Genomic DNA, 17,973 nt, shown 5'->3' with positions numbered 1-17,973 from the left:
TTATTTCACACTGGCTATTTTCATGAGGTACGTCCAGACATAAGAAACAATTTTTGCCTGATGGATAGCATCATATAAAGCGTGATGTTTGACGCCTTCAAACTTAATAATATTATTAATATTCAGTCCCAGAGCTTTAGCCAGTGCACTTACTGTTCTTACATCACGATCATTCCAGTAATTCCACATCGGGCTTAACAAGCCGACCTTATTTGCAGCATGACGAAGAATAACGTTGTCGAATGACGATCCATTACCCCAGACCTGTAAATGATGTGCATCAGTGAGTTCACAGATAAAATGGAAAAGGTCAGATATGGCGGTATCCAGCGGACAATTCGCATCATTAATAATCTCGCTCTTTGCTTCGATGGACTGACGCAGCCACCACAACACGGTATCTGCGCCCATCGTGCAGTCGTAATCAACGCTACTTGTAAGACTGATACGACGATAGAATGTTTCCCCCATTTCACCCGTTTCCGGATTAAACAAAACAGCACCGATAGCAGTAATTGCAGCGGTTGGTTTATTATCCATTGTCTCAAGGTCAATCATTAAATGTTTCATGGTATTTCCTTAACGTTGAACGGCGGTAAGTTGTACAGCAGATTTATTATTTTTTACAGTGCATGAAGCGAGTGAAATGAGGCCTGGAATATTATCATCAACCGGAATACTCCCATTAAAAGCCATCATAGTAATTTCGTGAAGTTCACAATAATCCTCAAATTCATTATTAAACCTGGCCATTAAAGACATACCTTCGAGACACTTCGCCAGTTTTAAATTTAGCTCCATTAACTGGATACCATCGCTATGAACAGAGAATGACTCCTTCTCAATAGCACTTGCCTGTTCGCGATAGGTACGTAACAGGCTACGAATAAGCGTGGCGTATTTCGCTTTCATAGTGAATCCCGAATAAATTAAAAAATTATTTTTTACTATGGCTTGTTGTTTTACTCGTCGTAAAAACTCGCTTAGCCCACTCTTTAAAGATTCCTGGTTCAGATGTAAATAAGCGGTTTTTCCAGTTATGCCACTCAGGCGGTGCAGACTGCGCAAGGTAAGCTGCGTAATCATCCCATTCGCCACGATGAATATAAATTTCTCCCCCTTTTTTCGAGGGGTTATCAGGATCTTTCATGCGTACAACTGGCAACTTATTAGCAGAAGCCATTTTTCGGATCGCAGACGGTGTTTTACCTATGTAGGTAGCAAAAAGTTCTGGTGTCACCAGTAATGAAATCTCATTTTCGGATAGCTCTTTCATCTGTGTTATCCTCCGTCAGTTTGGGTTCTTAGGGCGCTTTAATCCGCTCTAGGGTGTATTTGTATGTCACATCTGACAAGCAAAGGATATGTCACATATGACCAACTCGTCAAGTGCAGGAAAGAAAATCCAATTAATTAGGAAGGCGGAGGGATTAAGTAGAAGTCAACTATCTGAAATAATAGGAATTTCCTACAACACTTTAACTAATTACGAAGTGAAAGGCATACAGATGACTGAAGGCAACCTCATGTTGTTCACTCAGCATCCAAGATTTGAAAAATATACGCTTTGGTTAATGACAGGCAAAACAGCACCGGCAGCGGGACAGGTCGCGCCGTCTCTCTCCCCTGATGGGCAAGACGACAAAAAATCATCCCACTCCACCCAGAAGGCTGGTTAATTGTCTGTTTTATATACGCATTAGCACATAATTTACATAATGATTCAGATGTCGGAGGGCTTCGCTATGTCGATTAAGAAGCTCGATGATGGTCGTTATGAAGTGGACGTAAGACCGCGCGGAACTTCAGGAAAGAGGATTCGCCGAAAATTCAACAGGAAGTCAGAAGCTCAGACATATGAAAAATATGTTTTGACAAACTTCCACGATAAAGAGTGGCAGGATAAACCAGCAGACAGAAGACTTTTGTCTGATTTGATCGCGCTATGGTGGAGTTACCACGGTAAAAACCATAATTACGGTGACTCATACAAAAAACGGCTAGAAAAGATTAACCGTGAAATGGGCGAACCCAGAGTTTACGAACTGACTCGTAATTTTTTAATGAAGTATCGTGCAAGCAGGCTACATGATGGTGTGTCTGCCGGAACGGTAAACAGGGACTTTTGTACTATGTCCAGCATGTTTAGGCTGCTGATTGATATGGAGGAGTTTCATCATGAAAACCCATTTCACAAGGTGCGTAAACTACGCCTGGAAAACACAGAAATGTCCTTCCTGTCAGAAGAGGAGATCCGGGACTTATTAATGGCACTCACTGGTGATGATCGTAGGGTTGTCGTGTTATGCCTAAATACAGGGGCGCGATGGGGCGAAGCCAGTAATCTGAAAGCAGAACACGTTATCAGTAATCGTGTAACTTTCGTCAAGACTAAAACTGGCCCGGCCCGGACAGTTCCAATTTCACAAGAGATAGCTGACTACATCCTTACGCGCAAATCAGGAAAGTTGTTTGACACTAACTATGAACGAGTTCGCGATGTACTCCGTAAGGTAAAACCCGACCTGCCAAGAGGACAAGCGCTTCATGTGTTACGACATACTTTTGCTACTCATTTCATGATTAACGGTGGAAACATTATCACGCTACAGCGAATCCTGGGGCATACAACTATTGAGCAAACAATGACGTATGCTCACTTCGCCCCGGACTATTTATCCGATGCTATACGGTTTAACCCTATGCGCGGGAGTGTCCAGATAATGTCCACCAACTAAGGCACTTTAGGGGTAATTAGGGCTGATAAGGCGCTCATAACTGATTGATTTAAATAAGAGCGTCTTATTTAATAAGTATTTCAATCGCACCTTCGGGCGCGTTTTTTGTTGACAGGATTAAAACAGTACGAGTACTGTACTTACGTACACAAAGGAAACAGTTATGAAGCTAACCCGGTTTTTCTTCGCATTCTTTTTTATCTTCCCCTGACCGGGAGGCGTTTCGTCATGTGATAAAGAATGCGAAGACGAACAAGAAGGCCTCCCCCACCGGGAGGCCTTTTTTATTGATAACAAAAAAGGCAACACTATGACATCGGAAAACCCATTACTGGCGCTGCGAGATAAAATCAGCGCCTTAGACGAAGAGTTACTGGCCTTACTGGCAAAACGACGCGCGCTGGCGATTGAAGTGGGACAAGCAAAACTACTGTCGCATCGTCCGGTTCGGGATATCGATCGTGAACGCGCGCTGCTGGACAGGCTCATCCATCTCGGTAAAGCCCACCATCTCGACGCACACTACATTACCCGTCTGTTCCAGCTTATCATTGAAGACTCCGTGCTTACTCAGCAGGCGCTGCTGCAACAACATCTGAATAATACTCACCCTCATTCGGCACGTATTGCGTTTCTTGGGCCGAAAGGCTCCTATTCTCATCTCGCGGCGCGCCAGTATGCCGCACGCCATTTTGAGCAATTTATTGAGAGCGGTTGCGCAAAATTCACCGATATTTTTCATCAGGTCGAAACCGGCCAGGCCGATTACGCCGTGGTTCCGATAGAGAACACCAGCTCCGGCGCTATCAACGATGTGTACGACTTATTGCAACACACCAGTCTGTCGATTGTCGGTGAGATGACCGTCACTATCGATCACTGCGTGCTGGTTTCCGGCGCTACGGATCTGAATACCATCGAAACGGTGTACAGCCATCCGCAGCCGTTCCAGCAGTGCAGTAAGTTTTTGAGCCGCTATCCGCACTGGAAAATCGACTATACCGAGAGTACGTCGGCAGCGATGGAAAAAGTCGCGCAGGCGAACTCTCCGCGCGTCGCGGCGCTCGGCAGCGAGGCAGGCGGCATGTTGCACGGTTTACAGGTGCTGGAACGCATCGCCGCAAACCAGACGCAGAATATCACCCGCTTTCTGGTACTGGCGCGCAAAGCCATCAACGTTTCCGATCAGGTTCCGGCAAAAACCACTCTGTTAATCGCCACCGGGCAACAGGCAGGCGCGCTGGTCGAAGCGCTGCTGGTGCTGCGTAACCACAATCTCATCATGACGAAACTGGAGTCGCGCCCCATTCACGGCAATCCGTGGGAAGAGATGTTTTATCTCGATGTTCAGGCGAACCTGGAGTCGCAGGTAATGCAAAGCGCGCTAAAAGAGCTGGGCGAGATCACGCGCTCAATGAAAGTGCTTGGCTGCTATCCCAGCGAAAACGTCGTGCCGGTAGAACCTGCCTGACGTTCAATAAAACGGCTTTTCTTCATCCCTGCGACGGCTACCTGCAGGGTGAAGATGGCGCCGGAGAGCGGATAATCCGCCACTTCCTGAGCAGACATATTTTCTCTGGTAGTTGTAATAAACAGCGTTTTCATGTCTGCGCCGCCAAAACAAACCATCGTCGGACAACGTACCGGCAACCGGTACTCTTCCAGCTGCTCTCCTTGCGGTGAGAAACGCGCCACGCGCCAGCCGTCAAACATCGCGCTCCAGTAGCACCCTTCGCTATCCATCGCCGCGCCGTCGGGAAGTCCTTCTCCTTCGCCAAAATGGCGAAAAAGTTCACGCTTGCCCGGTTCGCCATGTTTATCAAGTAACGTGCGGTATATCACGCCATTCGGCGTATCGGAGGTATACATCCACTGGTTATCCGGGCTGAACGCCAGGCCGTTGTGTCCTTGGATATCGCACTGGATCACTTTTGCCGTCAGGTCATGATCGATCCGCATCAGCAACGCGCCATTATAGTCACCTGGCGCCCAGAACGTTCCGGCATAAAAACGTCCATCGCCATCAGTGCCGCCATCGTTGAAACGCGCCAATTTCGTATTAGAGGGATTGTCGCAAACCTTACGCTGCAATAATCCATTTTTATCGGCCAGCCAGATAGCATGACGCATGGCCACAATAAATCCGCCCTGCTCACGCAAGGCAAAACAGCCCACCTCTTCCGGAAACGCCAGCACGCTATGCGTCCCGCTAGCCGGATGGTAACGATGGATCTCCTGTTCCAGGATATCGGTCCAATATAGCGTGCTTTCATCCTCGCTCCATGTGGGGCATTCTGGTAAATGTCCGGCGTAATCAAATAAAACGTGCGGCGTAGTCATAACGGTTCCTTAAACGAAAAAAGCCAGCAAAGCTGGCTTTTAGTATAGATGTCATCATTATGGTCGGCTGTCATTCGCCTGACGCAATAACACACGGCTTTCATTCTGGAAGCGTCTGGCATAATCGCCAAACCAGTGTTCAACTTTGCGAAAACTGTCGATAAAAGCCTGCTTATCGCCCTGTTCCAGTAACCCGATCGCATCGCCAAAACGTTTATAGTAACGCTTGATAAGCGCCAGATTGCGCTCTGACGACATAATTATGTCCGCATACAGTTGCGGGTCCTGGGCGAACAGACGCCCGACCATCGCCAGCTCCAGTCGATAAATCGGCGATGATAGCGCCAGAAGCTGCTCAAGCTGGACGTTCTCTTCCGCCAGATGCAGCCCATAAGCGAAGGTAGCAAAGTGGCGCAACGCCTGGATAAAAGCCATGTTCTGATCGTGCTCGACAGCGCTAATTCGGTGCAACCGCGCGCCCCACACCTGGATTTGCTCAAGGAACCACTGATACGCTTCCGGTTGACGCCCATCACACCAGACCACCACCTGCTTCGCCAGGCTCCCGCTGTCCGGACCAAACATCGGATGCAAGCCCAACACGGGGCCATCATGGGCCGCCAACATTGCCTGCAACGGACCGCTTTTCACCGATGCCAGATCGACCAGAATACAGTCGGACGGCAAGGGCGGCAGTTGCGCTATGACCTGTTCAGTAACATGAATCGGCACGCTGACGATCACCATTCCGGCATCGGCAACAATGTCCCTGGCGCGCGGCCAGTCCTGCTGTTCCAGAATACGGACCTGATAGCCCGACAGCGTGAGCATTTTTTCAAACAGACGCCCCATCTGTCCGCCGCCGCCCACAATGACGACCGGACGCAGAGAAGGACAAAGCGTTTTGAACCCCTTATCATTTTCGCTGGAGTAAGATTCACGCATTACCCGGCGCAGGACATCTTCAATGAGATCGGGCGGGACACCGATCGCTTCTGCTTCCGCCCGTCGTGAAGCCAGCATAGAGGCCTCACGCTCCGGCACGTAAATAGGCAGGCCAAAACGGCTTTTCACCTCGCCGACTTTGGCAACCAGTTCCAGGCGCTTAGCCAGTAAATTCAACAACGCTTTATCGACATCATCTATTTGATCGCGTAACGCGGTCAATTCAGCAACCATAACAACCTCTTATGCGACGCGCACCGCCAGCTGGCCGCTCAAATCTTTATGAATTTCACGTAACAGGGCATCGGTCATCTCCCAGCTAATACAAGCATCGGTGACGGAAACTCCATACTTCATTTCGCTGCGCGGCTGTTCGGAAGACTGATTACCCTCATGAATATTACTTTCAATCATTAAGCCAATGATTGAACGATTGCCATCTTTAATCTGCGCAACCACAGATTCGGCAACGGCTGGCTGGCGGCGATAATCTTTATTGGAGTTACCATGACTGCAATCTACCATCAGCGAAGGACGTAGTCCCGCCTGTTCCATCTCTTTTTCACACTGAGCGACATCTGCCGGGCTATAGTTTGGCGCTTTGCCGCCACGCAGAATCACATGACCATGCGGATTTCCCTGGGTTTGCAATAACGCAACCTGACCGGCCTGGTTAATGCCAACAAAGCGATGGGGTTGAGCAGCGGCGCGCATGGCGTTAATCGCTGTCGCCAGGCTGCCATCCGTGCCGTTTTTAAAGCCGACCGGCATAGAAAGACCAGACGCCATTTCGCGGTGGGTTTGCGATTCGGTTGTGCGCGCGCCTATCGCCGACCAGCTAAACAGATCGCCCAGGTATTGCGGGCTGTTCGGATCCAACGCTTCGGTCGCCAATGGCAACCCCATATTCACCAGTTCCACCAGTAGCTGACGCGCTATTTTCAACCCGGCTTCCACATCAAATGAGCCATCCATGTGAGGATCGTTAATCAGCCCTTTCCAGCCGACGGTAGTCCGCGGCTTTTCAAAATAGACGCGCATTACCAGATAGAGGCTATCGCTGACCTCTGCGGCAAGGGCTTTAAATCGACGGGCATATTCCAGAGCGGTTTCAGGATCGTGAATAGAACAAGGACCGCATACCACCAACAGACGCGGATCGCGCCCGGCAATAATGTCAGAAATGATTCCCCGGGACTGCGCTATCTGCGCTTCCTGCGCCAGGCTCAACGGAAAGGCCGCTTTAAGCTGCTCCGGCGTCATTAATACCTGTTCATCGGTGATACGTACGTTATTCAGCGCGTCTTTTTGCATGATGGCGATCCTGTCTTTTCTTGTTTGCGATAGTTGATCCTCCACGAGGATGTTTAAACCATACCACAAAAAGTAAAGATTTCAATCCATATTACGTAAAACAAACTTTACACCACACGCAATAGTAGATGAAACCCCTCCATTTCGTATCAAAAACTTTACACAACAAGTGAATTATTTTATTCCCAGCCTCAGAAAAGCGGTAAAATGAGCGATGCTCGCTATTTTTTGATTATTTTTTCTTCGCACACATATTTTTACTTTCTGATATAGGGTGATTAATACCATTATCACAAGAATTTAATATCAGGGACGCCAATTAAATTATTCATATTATCAATAAGACATAATGACGATATGGCAAAATAATGTTATTTTGCTACAAACAATCACGGATGTATTTTAATGCTTTACGACTGAAGATGGTGGGGACTTGTTAATGCGTTTTTCTCACCGATTTATCCTTCTGTTATCGCTATTATTAGCAAGCTTGCCTCTGTATGCTCAACGCGTCACGGAAGAAGAGAAATCCGTACGCGCCATCGTCTCCGGTATCGTCAGTTATACACACTGGCCGGCGTTATCCGGGCCGCCAAGGCTATGCATATTTTCATCTGCGCGTTTTGTCAGGGTACTTAGCGAAGAGGCTGACTGGGCTTTCCCTTATCAACCGCTTGTCATCCGTACCACACAAGAAGCCCTGAGCGCCCACTGTGATGGTTTTTACTTTGGCAATGAATCGCCAGCTTATCAGGTGGAGTTAACGCGTCATTATCCAGTTAATGCCTTGTTATTAATTGCCGAGCAAAATACCGAATGTATTATTGGCAGCGCATTTTGTCTGATCATTAACAATGATGAAGTCAAATTTTCCGTCAACCTGGACTCCCTCGCGCATAGCGGCGTGAGAGTGAATCCAGAAGTATTAATGCTTGCACGGAATCAAAAGCATGAATAAGGAATTTTCTCTGTCCAGACCAACATTTAAACGCACACTACGGCGGATTAGTATAATCAGCGTGCTGCTTACGATGACATTGATCTGGCTATTAATTTGCGTTGCGTCTGTCCTTACGCTCAAACAGTATGCGCAAAAGAATCTCGATTTGACCGCCGCCACAATGGCCCATAGCCTTGAAGCGGCACTGGTATTTTCCGATAACACGGCCGCAGCGGAAACGCTCGCCACACTGGGACGCCAGGGACAATTTTCAGCGGCGGAGGTCCGCGATAAAAATGGCCGTATTATCGCCTCATGGCGCTATGATGCGCGAGCCGCAGACGATAAGCTCATTGGCTTAATTAGCCACTGGCTTTTTCCATTGCCGGTATCACAACCCGTCTGGCACAACGGCAGGGCCATCGGCGAAGTACGGCTTGTCGCCCGCGACAGCCTTATTGGTCATTTTATCTGGCTATCGCTGGCAGTGCTGACAGGATGTATTCTGCTGGCATCCGGCATTGCCCTGCTGCTCACGCGTTATTTACACAATGGCGTTGTGGATGCGCTGCAAAATATTACTGAAGTTGTACACGACGTTCGCACTAACCGAAATTTTTCACGCCGGGTACCTGATGAGCGTATTGCGGAATTTCACCTGTTTGCGCAGGATTTCAATAGCCTTCTGGATGAGATGGAAGAATGGCAGCTACGGCTTCAGGCTAAAAATGCCCAGTTACTACGTACCGCGCTGCACGATCCGCTGACGGGGCTTGCCAATCGCGCAGCATTTCGCAGCTGTATTAACGCGCTGATGAAGGACAATTCCGCTCGTAGCAGTTCGGCATTGTTATTTCTGGATGGCGATAACTTTAAATATATTAATGATACCTGGGGACATGCGGCAGGCGACCGGGTACTTATAGAGGTTGCCAAAAGATTAGCGGAATTCGGTGGTAGCCGTTATCAGACTTACCGACTCGGCGGCGATGAATTTGCGATGGTGCTTTACGGTGTACATTCGGAGTATGAAGTACAACGTATTTGCGCAGCGCTATCCCAGGCGTTTAATCGACCTTTTGAACTGCATAACGGCCAGCGGATAACGATGACCCTGAGTATTGGCTTTGCGCTGACATGGGAACATGCCACTGCCGAAAAACTACAAGAACTGGCCGATCGAAATATGTATCAGGCTAAACACCGGCGTGCGGAACGCTCGCTAAACTAAGGAACGGGCCTGGCCGTTTCTGACTCAGCGTTGAGACCACAGACCCGGCCTAATCATGCAACCGTCTATGGCGTGGAGCAACCCATAAAAAAAGGGGCCAGCGTAATGCCAGCCCCTTCTTTTCTACAAGCTTTCGGATGTTGCGAAAGCGCGTTCTTAGTTAAGACGCTCTTTGATACGAGCCGCTTTACCAGTACGCTCACGCAGGTAGTACAGTTTAGCTTTACGAACAGCACCACGACGTTTAACAGCAATGCTGTCAACTACCGGAGAGTGAGTCTGGAAGACACGCTCAACGCCTTCGCCGTTGGAAATTTTACGAACAGTGAATGCAGAGTGCAGACCGCGGTTACGAATAGCGATAACCACGCCCTCGAATGCCTGCAGACGTTTCTTGGTACCTTCAACAACCCATACTTTCACTTCCACGGTATCGCCCGGACGGAAGGAAGGTACGTTCTGCTTCATCTGCTCTTGTTCAAGTTGCTTAATAATGTTGCTCATAATTTAATCTCTTATCCTGGGTAAACTGATATTCGGGGGCCTATGCCATCCCATCATGTTTATGCTGCTGTTGTGCGTGTTCTGTTTTGAACTCCGCCAGCAACCTTGCTTGCTCTTCAGTCAGAGCCAGGTTTTCCAGAAGTTCAGGTCTTCTAAGCCAGGTTCGGCCCAGCGACTGTTTCAAACGCCAGCGACGTATCTCGGCATGGTTTCCCGACAGCAATACTGGCGGTACTTCCATCCCCTCTAACACTTCAGGGCGCGTATAGTGCGGACAATCCAGCAACCCATCAGCAAACGAATCTTCGATTGCTGATGCTTCATGCCCCAGAACTCCCGGTATAAACCGGGCGACGGAGTCAATCAGCGTCATTGCCGGTAGTTCGCCACCGCTGAGAACGTAATCGCCAATTGACCATTCTTCATCAATTTCGGTCTGAATTACGCGCTCATCTACGCCTTCGTAGCGACCACACACCAGAATGAGTTTCTGATTCGTGGCCAGCTCGCTAACGCCCGCTTGATCAAGCTTGCGTCCCTGAGGCGACAGATAAATCACTTTAGCGCCTTCACCTGCCGCGGCTTTTGCTGCGTGAATGGCGTCCCGCAAGGGTTGCACCATCATTAACATCCCCGGTCCGCCGCCGTAAGGACGATCGTCCACGGTACGGTGCCGGTCATGCGTGAAGTCGCGAGGACTCCAGCTTTGGATGTTCAGCAGGCCTTTTTTTACTGCCCGGCCAGTTACCCCGTAATCGGTAATTGCGCGGAACATTTCAGGAAACAGGCTAACTATGCCAATAAACACAAGCCAATCCCCATAACGCCATTTATTACCGTTTATTCGGTGGTTTAAAAACCAGGATCCCAGTCTACTTCGATAGTACGAGTAGCGAGATCGACTTTCTTGATAACCTGCCCATCGAGGAACGGTACTAGTCGTTCCTTGATACCAAATGCATCTTTCAGGTTCGCCTTAATGACGAGAACGTCATTCGACCCGGTTTCCATCATGTCGATAACTTTACCGAGATCGTAGCCTTCAGCGGTGACTACCTGGCAGCCCATCAGGTCTTTCCAGTAGTAGTCTCCCTCCTCAAGCGCAGGAAGTTGCGAGGAATCCACGACAATTTCGCAATTCGTCAGAAGATTCGCGGCATCTCGATCGTCAACGCCTTTCAGCTTGATGATCAGATCCTGATTGTGGTGCTTCCAGCTTTCCAGCTGTACCTGCTGCCACTGACCCGCCTTCTGGATAAACCAGGGCTGATAGTCAAAAATGCTTTCGGCGTCTTCAGTGGAGGAAAACACTCTGAGCCAACCACGGATACCGTATGAAGAACCCATTTTCCCCAGTACAACCGGTTCAGCGGGTACTTGTGCGGCGAGTTGCTTGCTCATCATGACCACCGTGACAGATTAAGCTGCTTTTTTTACTTCTTTGATCAGCGCCGCAACGCGATCGGAAATGGTTGCGCCCTGGCCAACCCAGTGAGCGATGCGATCCAGATCCAGGCGGGTGCCTTCTTCTTTTTCGCTAGCGATTGGGTTGAAGAAACCAACGCGCTCAATGAAGCGACCGTTACGTGCATTACGGCTGTCGGTGACAACAACCTGGTAGAACGGACGCTTTTTAGCGCCGTGACGAGCTAAACGAATAGTTACCATAACATCCTCTTGTGTGAATAAAACAACCGGGCCCCATCGAGGAACGGAGCCCGGCGTCATATTAAAAGCCCGAAAATTTTACTGATTTCTGGGAAAAAAGCAATCAACATGTGATGAAGCTTGATTCCAGGGCGTGACCGTTGCAGCCAGTTTGGCGTCGGCGTGCGCGCAGAAAGCGGAGCGTACACGCAGTACGTGAGCATTTCGAGCACACTCCGGCGTCAAAATGGCAAATAAGGTAGCCCGATATATTTATCTACCCGGGAAGCCTGGCGGCATCATCCCCTTCATACTGCGCATCATCTTCGCCATCCCGCCCTTCTTCATCTTCTTCATCATGCGCTGCATGTCGTCGAACTGTTTCAGAAGGCGGTTAACGTCCTGCACCTGCATCCCACAGCCCTGCGCGATACGACGCTTGCGGGAACCTTTGATGATTTCCGGCTTCGCGCGCTCTTTCAGCGTCATCGAATTGATGATCGCCTCCATACGCACCAGCACCTTGTCATCCATCTGCGATTTAACGTTGTCCGGAATCTGCCCCATGCCCGGTAATTTGCCCATCAGACTGGCCATACCGCCCATGTTTTTCATCTGTTTGAGCTGTTCCAGGAAGTCGTTCAGGTCGAAACCGTCGCCTTTCTTCAGTTTGGTCGCCAGCTTTTCAGCCTGTGCGCGGTCAACTTTGCTTTCGATATCTTCGATAAGAGACAGTACGTCGCCCATGCCGAGAATACGTGAGGCGATACGATCCGGGTGGAACGGCTCCAGCGCGTCGGTTTTCTCGCCGACACCGAGGAATTTAATCGGCTTGCCGGTGATATGACGAATAGAGAGCGCCGCACCGCCACGCGCATCACCATCGACCTTGGTCAGCACCACGCCGGTTAACGGCAGCGCTTCGTTAAAGGCTTTTGCGGTATTCGCGGCATCCTGACCGGTCATCGCATCGACGACAAACAGCGTTTCTACTGGCTTGATAGAAGCGTGGACCTGTTTGATTTCGTCCATCATCGCTTCGTCAACGTGCAGACGACCGGCGGTATCCACCAGCAGCACGTCGTAGAATTTTAGCTTCGCTTCTTTCAGCGCGGCGTTGACGATATCAACCGGTTTCTGGCCGACATCAGACGGGAAGAAATCCACGCCAACCTGTTCAGCCAGCGTTTCGAGCTGTTTGATCGCCGCCGGGCGATAGACGTCGGCAGAGACGACCAGCACTTTCTTCTTGTGCTTCTCGCGCAAGAATTTACCCAGCTTACCGACGCTGGTGGTTTTACCCGCCCCCTGCAGACCCGCCATCAATACTACGGCTGGCGGCTGCGCAGCTAAATTCAGCGTCTGGTTCTCTTCGCCCATCGCCGCAACCAGTTCGCTACGGACAATCTTGACGAACTCCTGCCCTGGGGTCAGGCTCTTGTTAACTTCATGACCAACCGCTTTCTCTTTTACGCGATTGATGAACTCACGCACTACCGGCAGCGCAACGTCAGCCTCCAGCAGCGCCATGCGCACTTCGCGCAGCGTCTCTTTAACGTTGTCTTCAGTAAGGCGCCCACGGCCACTGATATTGCGCAGCGTGCGCGACAAACGATCGGTTAAATTATCAAACATTGTCTCTCGCCTGGGGTGGAAACGGTTGGTCGCCGCAGCGACACAGTTACAGAATTTCGCCACAGTATACCATGAAGCCGTCTTTGTTGTTATGCAACGGTTGGAGCTGCGGTCACGTAACGCTATACTGCTTCTCTTTCTCACTGGTCAACTGTCGACACAACTATGCCCGTTTTTGCTTTACTTGCCCTTGTCGCCTACTCCTTCAGCCTCGCGCTGATCGTTCCCGGACTGTTGCAAAAAAACAGCGGCTGGCGGCGTATGGCTATTCTTTCTGCGGTCATCGCGCTGGTGTGCCATGCTGTCGCGCTGGAATCGCGTATTCTGCCCGGCGGCGACAGTGGACAAAACCTGAGCCTGCTGAATGTCGGTTCGCTGGTCAGCCTGATGATCTGCACGGTAATGACCATTGTCGCGTCGCGTAATCGCGGCTGGCTACTTCTGCCCATTGTCTATGCTTTTGCGCTGATTAACCTGGCCTTCGCCACGTTCATGCCTAATGAATATATTACGCATCTGGAAGCGACCCCAGGCATGATGGTGCACATCGGTCTGTCGCTTTTCTCTTACGCGACGCTGATAATCGCCGCGCTGTATGCGCTACAACTGGCGTGGATCGACTATCAGTTGAAGAACAAAAAGCTGGCGTTTAGTAATGAAATGCCGCCATTGATGAGCATTGAGCGCAAAATGTTTCATATCACGCAGATTGGCGTCGTACTGCTGACCCTTACTCTGTGTACCGGCCTGTTTTACATGCATAACCTGTTCAGTACTGAAAATATTGATAAAGCCGTGCTCTCTATCGTGGCATGGTTTGTCTATATCGTTCTGCTGTGGGGGCATTACCATGAAGGCTGGCGGGGTCGGCGGGTCGTGTGGTTTAACGTCGCAGGCGCGGGTATTCTGACGCTGGCCTATTTTGGTAGCCGCATATTACAGCAATTTGTAAGCTAAGCTTTTAAAGGAGTTTCCCCTGGAACACATCTCCACCACCACGCTGATTATCATATTAATCATCATGGTGGTCATCTCGGCCTATTTTTCCGGTTCCGAAACTGGAATGATGACGCTAAACCGTTACCGTTTACGCCATATGGCGAAGCAAGGTAATCGCTCGGCAAAACGGGTAGAAAAATTACTGCGTAAACCCGACCGACTGATAAGCCTGGTGCTGATCGGCAATAACCTGGTCAACATTCTTGCCTCGGCGCTCGGCACGATTGTGGGTATGCGGCTTTACGGCGACGCCGGCGTGGCTATCGCCACCGGGGTACTGACGTTTGTCGTGTTAGTTTTTGCCGAAGTCCTGCCCAAAACTATCGCCGCGCTCTATCCGGAAAAAGTGGCCTATCCCAGCAGCTTCCTGCTGGCGCCGTTACAGATACTGATGATGCCGCTGGTGTGGTTACTTAACACCATCACCCGCCTGCTGATGCGTCTGATGGGAATTAAAACGGACATCGTGGTTAGCGGGTCGTTAAGCAAAGAGGAATTACGCACTATCGTGCATGAGTCCCGTTCGCAAATCTCTCGCCGCAATCAGGATATGCTGCTATCGGTCCTCGACCTGGAAAAGGTCAGCGTGGATGACATCATGGTACCGCGTAATGAAATTATCGGGATCGATATCAATGACGACTGGAAATCTATCGAGCGGCAGCTTACCCACTCCCCGCACGGACGCATCGTGCTCTATCGCGATTCGCTGGATGACGCCATCAGTATGCTGCGCGTGCGCGAAGCCTGGCGGTTAATGGCCGAGAAAAAAGAGTTCACCAAAGAGATGATGCTGCGCGCCGCCGATGAAATCTATTACGTCCCGGAAGGTACGCCGCTCAGTACGCAACTGATCAAATTTCAGCGCAATAAAAAGAAAGTCGGACTGGTCGTCAACGAATATGGCGATATCCAGGGGCTGGTCACCGTGGAAGATATTCTCGAGGAGATCGTTGGCGACTTCACCACATCGATGTCGCCGACACTGGCGGAAGAGGTCACGCCGCAAAACGACGGTTCGGTCATTATTGACGGTACCGCCAACGTCCGGGAAATCAATAAAGCGTTTAACTGGCACCTGCCGGAAGACGACGCGCGCACCGTCAACGGGGTGATTCTGGAGGCGCTGGAGGAAATTCCGGTTGCTGGCACGCGCGTGCGCATTGAGCAGTACGATATCGATATTCTCGATGTACAGGAAAATATGATTAAGCAGGTAAAGGTTGTACCGGTGAAACCGCTGCGCGAGAGTGTGGCGGAGTAACATAATGGCGAACTCCGGTTCGCCTTTTTTATCGCCGTCTTTTAAGATTCCATCAATTCCTGCCATTTACTTAACAATGCAATAATGACTTTTCAAGCATTCAGAAAGGATATTGATGTTATGTCAGAAGATTATGTAATTGAATGGGATAAGAATTTTGCAGACGACCTCAACGTCGTCGCCAGCGTTTTTTTATCGCACAACCCAACCTTATGGCCCACTATTTTCTCTCAACTTTCGACGCAACCTGAAATCTTTGAAGACGAAGATGAAGACGAATATGGGTTGCAGGACGTTCTGGATTGTAGCGGTGGCGATCTCGGAAATAACGATCTGGCACAGGCATTTTTACAAGTTCTACGCGGCGAAGGATTAATTCACCTCGTTGACTGGAAAGGTGAAGATGAAGAAGGCGAACTGGCTAATTTTGCCGCAGATCGCTTTTATGAACTCACAAAAAACCTGACGGATTCTGAGGAATTAAGAAATCTTCTTGTCGAAATAACCCAAGAGGATGAAATCTCCGATGTCTGTGAAGCCGGAGACCGTTACCTTGACGAGATCTTTGAACGCATTCAGACCGAACTCAATAAAAGGGGCTTCCAGATTTTTGATCTGAATGAAGGAGCTGACACCTATAATGTGGTCGTTCTGCCAATGAGCGAATATAAAAAAATAGAGGATTTCAACACGCCGTGGCTGGAAGTGCAGGATTTTTTAAGCTAAAAAAATGGCCGACTTTACATCGGCCATCAGACTTTTACTTCGCCTTCGCTACCGTCACCATCGCCGCGCGAATGGTACGACCGTTCAGCGTATAGCCTTTCTGCATAATACCCAGCACATTGCCTGCCGGAACCTCTTCCGACTCCACCATCGCAATCGCCTGATGCACGTTCGGGTCCAGCGGCACGTTGGTCTCAGCAATCACTTCCACGCCGAACTTACGCACCACATCCAGCATAGACTTCAGCGTCAGCTCAATCCCTTCGACCATTGCCGCCATATCCGGATTGGCTTTGTCTGCGACTTCCAGCGCGCGATCCAGGCTATCGATTACCGGCAGCAATTCGTTGACGAACTTCTCGAGAGCGAATTTATGCGCTTTTTCGATGTCCTGTTCAGTACGACGGCGCAGGTTTTCCATTTCCGCTTTGATGCGCAACACGGTGTCGCGTTCGCGAGTCTGGGCTTCTGCAAGCTGAACTTCCAGATTCGCAATTTTTTCATCGCGCGGATCCACCTGCTCAGCAGAATCGTTTGGTTCAACTGCCTCAACCTCTTCGTGCTGATCCATGATAATTTCTTCCGGGGCTTGCCCCTCAGGCGTTTTCTGTTCTTTACTACTCATGAATTTCTCCGCGTTTTTTTCGCATTCATCTCGCTAACTTCGCTTATTATGGGGATCAGATTCAGGGTTTCAAGGGAAGTACTCACATTGTCATCAATCTTCGCTACAAGGACCTCAGAAAAATGAATAATCATTTCAAGTGTATCGGCATTGTGGGGCATCCGCGTCATCCCACCGCACTCACGACACATGAAATGCTCTACCGTTGGCTATGCGATCAGGGTTATGAGGTCATTGTGGAGCAACAAATCGCCCACGAATTACAGCTAAAAAATGTACCAACCGGTACGCTGGCGGAAATTGGTCAACAGGCGGATCTGGCGGTAGTCGTGGGCGGCGACGGCAATATGCTTGGCGCAGCGCGTACGCTGGCGCGTTATGACATCAATGTGATTGGCATTAACCGCGGTAATCTTGGCTTCCTGACCGATCTCGATCCGGACAACGCCCTGCAACAATTATCTGATGTGCTGGAAGGGCGCTATATCTCCGAAAAACGTTTTCTGCTGGAAGCGCAGGTCTGCCAACAGGAGCGCCAGAAGCGTATCAGCACAGCCATTAATGAAGTGGTGCTACATCCGGGAAAAGTGGCGCATATGATCGAATTCGAGGTTTATATTGATGAAACCTTCGCTTTTTCACAGCGATCTGATGGTCTGATCATTTCTACGCCGACAGGCTCCACCGCCTATTCGCTCTCCGCAGGCGGCCCTATTCTGACCCCTTCACTGGATGCAATCACCCTGGTGCCGATGTTCCCGCATACCTTGTCGGCGCGCCCGTTAGTCATTAACAGCAGTAGCACGATTCGTCTGCGTTTTTCGCATCGCCGTAGCGATCTGGAAATTAGCTGCGACAGCCAGATAGCGCTGCCTATTCAGGAAGGAGAAGATGTGCTGATTCGCCGCTGCGACTACCACCTCAACCTGATACATCCCAAAGACTATAGCTATTTCAATACATTAAGCACAAAACTCGGTTGGTCAAAAAAATTATTCTAATTTTACGTTAGCCTCTTTACTGTATAAAAAACCAGTTTATACTGTATTTAATTACAGTCATGGT

22 protein-coding genes and 1 other annotated feature are annotated in these 17,973 nt (G+C 49.7%); of the genes, 10 read left to right on the top strand and 12 right to left on the bottom strand.

Annotated elements, in window-relative coordinates:
- Genes ACLJPE_RS12525 through ACLJPE_RS12515 form a run of 3 tightly spaced genes read right to left on the bottom strand, consistent with a single transcriptional unit; the run spans position 1 to position 1,276 of the window.
- Positions 1-570 carry a 3'-5' exonuclease gene (locus tag ACLJPE_RS12525; RefSeq protein ID WP_000681787.1) on the bottom strand — a complete coding sequence of 190 codons (570 nt, stop codon included), beginning with the start codon at positions 568-570 and terminating at the stop codon, positions 1-3.
- 9 nt (positions 571-579) lie between these two features.
- Positions 580-912: a hypothetical protein gene (locus tag ACLJPE_RS12520; protein ID WP_000645096.1), complete on the bottom strand. Its 333-nt coding sequence runs from the start codon at positions 910-912 to the stop codon at positions 580-582.
- 25 nt (positions 913-937) lie between these two features.
- Positions 938-1,276 carry a Cox family DNA-binding protein gene (locus tag ACLJPE_RS12515; RefSeq protein ID WP_000661531.1) on the bottom strand — a complete coding sequence of 113 codons (339 nt, stop codon included), beginning with the start codon at positions 1,274-1,276 and terminating at the stop codon, positions 938-940.
- A gap of 97 nt (positions 1,277-1,373) precedes the next feature.
- Here ACLJPE_RS12515 and ACLJPE_RS12510 point away from each other — a divergent pair, with 97 nt between their 5' ends.
- The 4 genes from ACLJPE_RS12510 (at position 1,374) to pheA (ending at position 4,209) form a co-directional block, all read left to right on the top strand.
- Entirely contained in the window at positions 1,374-1,679 is a 306-nt protein-coding gene (locus ACLJPE_RS12510; protein WP_000185337.1) for a helix-turn-helix domain-containing protein, read from the top strand.
- A 66-nt stretch (positions 1,680-1,745) separates the two neighbouring features.
- Positions 1,746-2,738, top strand: a complete 993-nt coding sequence (locus ACLJPE_RS12505; protein ID WP_024132356.1) for a tyrosine-type recombinase/integrase — start codon at positions 1,746-1,748, stop codon at positions 2,736-2,738.
- Between the two features lie 162 nt (positions 2,739-2,900).
- Positions 2,901-3,026: a sequence feature (Phe leader region), on the top strand.
- Positions 2,902-2,949 carry a pheA operon leader peptide PheL gene (gene pheL / locus ACLJPE_RS12500; RefSeq protein WP_010989056.1) on the top strand — a complete coding sequence of 16 codons (48 nt, stop codon included), beginning with the start codon at positions 2,902-2,904 and terminating at the stop codon, positions 2,947-2,949. It overlaps the preceding feature by 48 nt.
- A gap of 22 nt (positions 3,027-3,048) precedes the next feature.
- Entirely contained in the window at positions 3,049-4,209 is a 1,161-nt protein-coding gene (gene pheA, locus ACLJPE_RS12495) for a bifunctional chorismate mutase/prephenate dehydratase (protein WP_000200082.1), read from the top strand.
- On the opposite strand, the gene ACLJPE_RS12490 is transcribed toward pheA, so the two are convergent.
- The 3 genes from ACLJPE_RS12490 to aroF are packed head-to-tail and all read right to left on the bottom strand — an operon-like array spanning position 4,170 to position 7,337.
- Positions 4,170-5,078 carry an SMP-30/gluconolactonase/LRE family protein gene (locus ACLJPE_RS12490; RefSeq protein ID WP_023207663.1) on the bottom strand — a complete coding sequence of 303 codons (909 nt, stop codon included), beginning with the start codon at positions 5,076-5,078 and terminating at the stop codon, positions 4,170-4,172. The two genes, pheA and ACLJPE_RS12490, sit on opposite strands and share 40 nt — an antisense overlap.
- 57 nt (positions 5,079-5,135) lie before the next feature.
- Positions 5,136-6,257 (bottom strand): bifunctional chorismate mutase/prephenate dehydrogenase, encoded by a 1,122-nt coding sequence (gene tyrA, locus ACLJPE_RS12485; RefSeq protein ID WP_000225191.1) that lies wholly within the window; start codon positions 6,255-6,257, stop codon positions 5,136-5,138.
- Positions 6,258-6,266: 9 nt separating this feature from the next.
- Positions 6,267-7,337 carry a 3-deoxy-7-phosphoheptulonate synthase AroF gene (gene aroF, locus ACLJPE_RS12480; RefSeq protein WP_001168062.1) on the bottom strand — a complete coding sequence of 357 codons (1,071 nt, stop codon included), beginning with the start codon at positions 7,335-7,337 and terminating at the stop codon, positions 6,267-6,269.
- A gap of 439 nt (positions 7,338-7,776) precedes the next feature.
- Here aroF and ACLJPE_RS12475 point away from each other — a divergent pair, with 439 nt between their 5' ends.
- Both ACLJPE_RS12475 and dgcN read left to right on the top strand, forming a co-directional pair.
- On the top strand, positions 7,777-8,295 hold the full coding sequence (locus ACLJPE_RS12475; RefSeq protein WP_001212375.1) for a YfiR family protein: 519 nt from the start codon (positions 7,777-7,779) through the stop codon (positions 8,293-8,295).
- Positions 8,288-9,508, top strand: coding sequence for a diguanylate cyclase DgcN (dgcN, locus tag ACLJPE_RS12470; protein ID WP_001030990.1), 1,221 nt, complete (start codon positions 8,288-8,290; stop codon positions 9,506-9,508). Before ACLJPE_RS12475 ends, dgcN begins: the two co-directional genes overlap by 8 nt.
- Positions 9,509-9,664: 156 nt before the next feature.
- On the opposite strand, the gene rplS is transcribed toward dgcN, so the two are convergent.
- From rplS to ffh, 5 genes are all read right to left on the bottom strand, one after another.
- Complete coding sequence (rplS, locus tag ACLJPE_RS12465) at positions 9,665-10,012, bottom strand: 50S ribosomal protein L19 (RefSeq protein WP_000065257.1); 348 nt, start codon at positions 10,010-10,012, stop codon at positions 9,665-9,667.
- 40 nt (positions 10,013-10,052) lie between these two features.
- Positions 10,053-10,820 carry a tRNA (guanosine(37)-N1)-methyltransferase TrmD gene (gene trmD, locus ACLJPE_RS12460; protein WP_000469807.1) on the bottom strand — a complete coding sequence of 256 codons (768 nt, stop codon included), beginning with the start codon at positions 10,818-10,820 and terminating at the stop codon, positions 10,053-10,055.
- Positions 10,821-10,864: 44 nt separating this feature from the next.
- Positions 10,865-11,413, bottom strand: a complete 549-nt coding sequence (gene rimM / locus ACLJPE_RS12455) for a ribosome maturation factor RimM (RefSeq protein ID WP_000043266.1) — start codon at positions 11,411-11,413, stop codon at positions 10,865-10,867.
- Between the two features lie 18 nt (positions 11,414-11,431).
- Positions 11,432-11,680, bottom strand: coding sequence for a 30S ribosomal protein S16 (gene rpsP, locus ACLJPE_RS12450; protein ID WP_000256453.1), 249 nt, complete (start codon positions 11,678-11,680; stop codon positions 11,432-11,434).
- 252 nt (positions 11,681-11,932) lie between these two features.
- A complete protein-coding gene (gene ffh, locus ACLJPE_RS12445) occupies positions 11,933-13,294 on the bottom strand; it encodes a signal recognition particle protein (protein WP_000460052.1) in 1,362 nt (453 codons plus the stop codon).
- Between the two features lie 165 nt (positions 13,295-13,459).
- Here ffh and ACLJPE_RS12440 point away from each other — a divergent pair, with 165 nt between their 5' ends.
- From ACLJPE_RS12440 to ACLJPE_RS12430, 3 genes are all read left to right on the top strand, one after another.
- On the top strand, positions 13,460-14,251 hold the full coding sequence (locus ACLJPE_RS12440; protein WP_001537507.1) for an inner membrane protein YpjD: 792 nt from the start codon (positions 13,460-13,462) through the stop codon (positions 14,249-14,251).
- A 19-nt stretch (positions 14,252-14,270) separates the two neighbouring features.
- Complete coding sequence (locus ACLJPE_RS12435; protein WP_127172650.1) at positions 14,271-15,557, top strand: HlyC/CorC family transporter; 1,287 nt, start codon at positions 14,271-14,273, stop codon at positions 15,555-15,557.
- Positions 15,558-15,677: 120 nt separating this feature from the next.
- Positions 15,678-16,283 (top strand): hypothetical protein, encoded by a 606-nt coding sequence (locus ACLJPE_RS12430; protein ID WP_023136472.1) that lies wholly within the window; start codon positions 15,678-15,680, stop codon positions 16,281-16,283.
- Between the two features lie 34 nt (positions 16,284-16,317).
- Here ACLJPE_RS12430 and grpE read toward each other — a convergent pair whose 3' ends face one another.
- The gene (gene grpE / locus ACLJPE_RS12425) at positions 16,318-16,908 is read right to left on the bottom strand and encodes a nucleotide exchange factor GrpE (RefSeq protein WP_001518875.1); all 591 of its coding nucleotides are present in this window, start codon (positions 16,906-16,908) and stop codon (positions 16,318-16,320) included.
- Between the two features lie 122 nt (positions 16,909-17,030).
- Between grpE and nadK the strand changes: the two genes are divergently transcribed.
- A complete protein-coding gene (nadK, locus tag ACLJPE_RS12420) occupies positions 17,031-17,909 on the top strand; it encodes an NAD(+) kinase (RefSeq protein WP_001059160.1) in 879 nt (292 codons plus the stop codon).
- Positions 17,910-17,973: the final 64 nt, after the last annotated feature.

Source organism: Salmonella sp. SAL04196, assembly GCF_046550835.1.
GTDB classification, from domain to species: Bacteria; Pseudomonadota; Gammaproteobacteria; order Enterobacterales; family Enterobacteriaceae; genus Salmonella; species Salmonella enterica.
The sequence above is the reverse complement of the archived record's forward strand: the minus strand, read 5'-3'. Positions and strand labels throughout refer to the sequence as shown.

Bases quoted from the DNA above. Each gene is read 5' to 3' on its own strand.
- rimM (WP_000043266.1), bottom strand. From the start codon at position 11,413: ATGAGCAAGCAACTCGCCGCACAAGTACCCGCTGAACCGGTTGTACTG.
- dgcN (WP_001030990.1), top strand. From the start codon at position 8,288: ATGAATAAGGAATTTTCTCTGTCCAGACCAACATTTAAACGCACACTA.
- ACLJPE_RS12525 (WP_000681787.1), bottom strand. From the start codon at position 570: ATGAAACATTTAATGATTGACCTTGAGACAATGGATAATAAACCAACC.
- rpsP (WP_000256453.1), bottom strand. From the start codon at position 11,680: ATGGTAACTATTCGTTTAGCTCGTCACGGCGCTAAAAAGCGTCCGTTC.
- ffh (WP_000460052.1), bottom strand. From the start codon at position 13,294: ATGTTTGATAATTTAACCGATCGTTTGTCGCGCACGCTGCGCAATATC.
- rplS (WP_000065257.1), bottom strand. From the start codon at position 10,012: ATGAGCAACATTATTAAGCAACTTGAACAAGAGCAGATGAAGCAGAAC.
- tyrA (WP_000225191.1), bottom strand. From the start codon at position 6,257: ATGGTTGCTGAATTGACCGCGTTACGCGATCAAATAGATGATGTCGAT.
- pheA (WP_000200082.1), top strand. From the start codon at position 3,049: ATGACATCGGAAAACCCATTACTGGCGCTGCGAGATAAAATCAGCGCC.
- ACLJPE_RS12475 (WP_001212375.1), top strand. From the start codon at position 7,777: ATGCGTTTTTCTCACCGATTTATCCTTCTGTTATCGCTATTATTAGCA.
- ACLJPE_RS12520 (WP_000645096.1), bottom strand. From the start codon at position 912: ATGAAAGCGAAATACGCCACGCTTATTCGTAGCCTGTTACGTACCTAT.
- grpE (WP_001518875.1), bottom strand. From the start codon at position 16,908: ATGAGTAGTAAAGAACAGAAAACGCCTGAGGGGCAAGCCCCGGAAGAA.
- ACLJPE_RS12515 (WP_000661531.1), bottom strand. From the start codon at position 1,276: ATGAAAGAGCTATCCGAAAATGAGATTTCATTACTGGTGACACCAGAA.
- nadK (WP_001059160.1), top strand. From the start codon at position 17,031: ATGAATAATCATTTCAAGTGTATCGGCATTGTGGGGCATCCGCGTCAT.
- ACLJPE_RS12440 (WP_001537507.1), top strand. From the start codon at position 13,460: ATGCCCGTTTTTGCTTTACTTGCCCTTGTCGCCTACTCCTTCAGCCTC.
- ACLJPE_RS12510 (WP_000185337.1), top strand. From the start codon at position 1,374: ATGACCAACTCGTCAAGTGCAGGAAAGAAAATCCAATTAATTAGGAAG.
- ACLJPE_RS12490 (WP_023207663.1), bottom strand. From the start codon at position 5,078: ATGACTACGCCGCACGTTTTATTTGATTACGCCGGACATTTACCAGAA.
- ACLJPE_RS12430 (WP_023136472.1), top strand. From the start codon at position 15,678: ATGTCAGAAGATTATGTAATTGAATGGGATAAGAATTTTGCAGACGAC.
- ACLJPE_RS12505 (WP_024132356.1), top strand. From the start codon at position 1,746: ATGTCGATTAAGAAGCTCGATGATGGTCGTTATGAAGTGGACGTAAGA.
- aroF (WP_001168062.1), bottom strand. From the start codon at position 7,337: ATGCAAAAAGACGCGCTGAATAACGTACGTATCACCGATGAACAGGTA.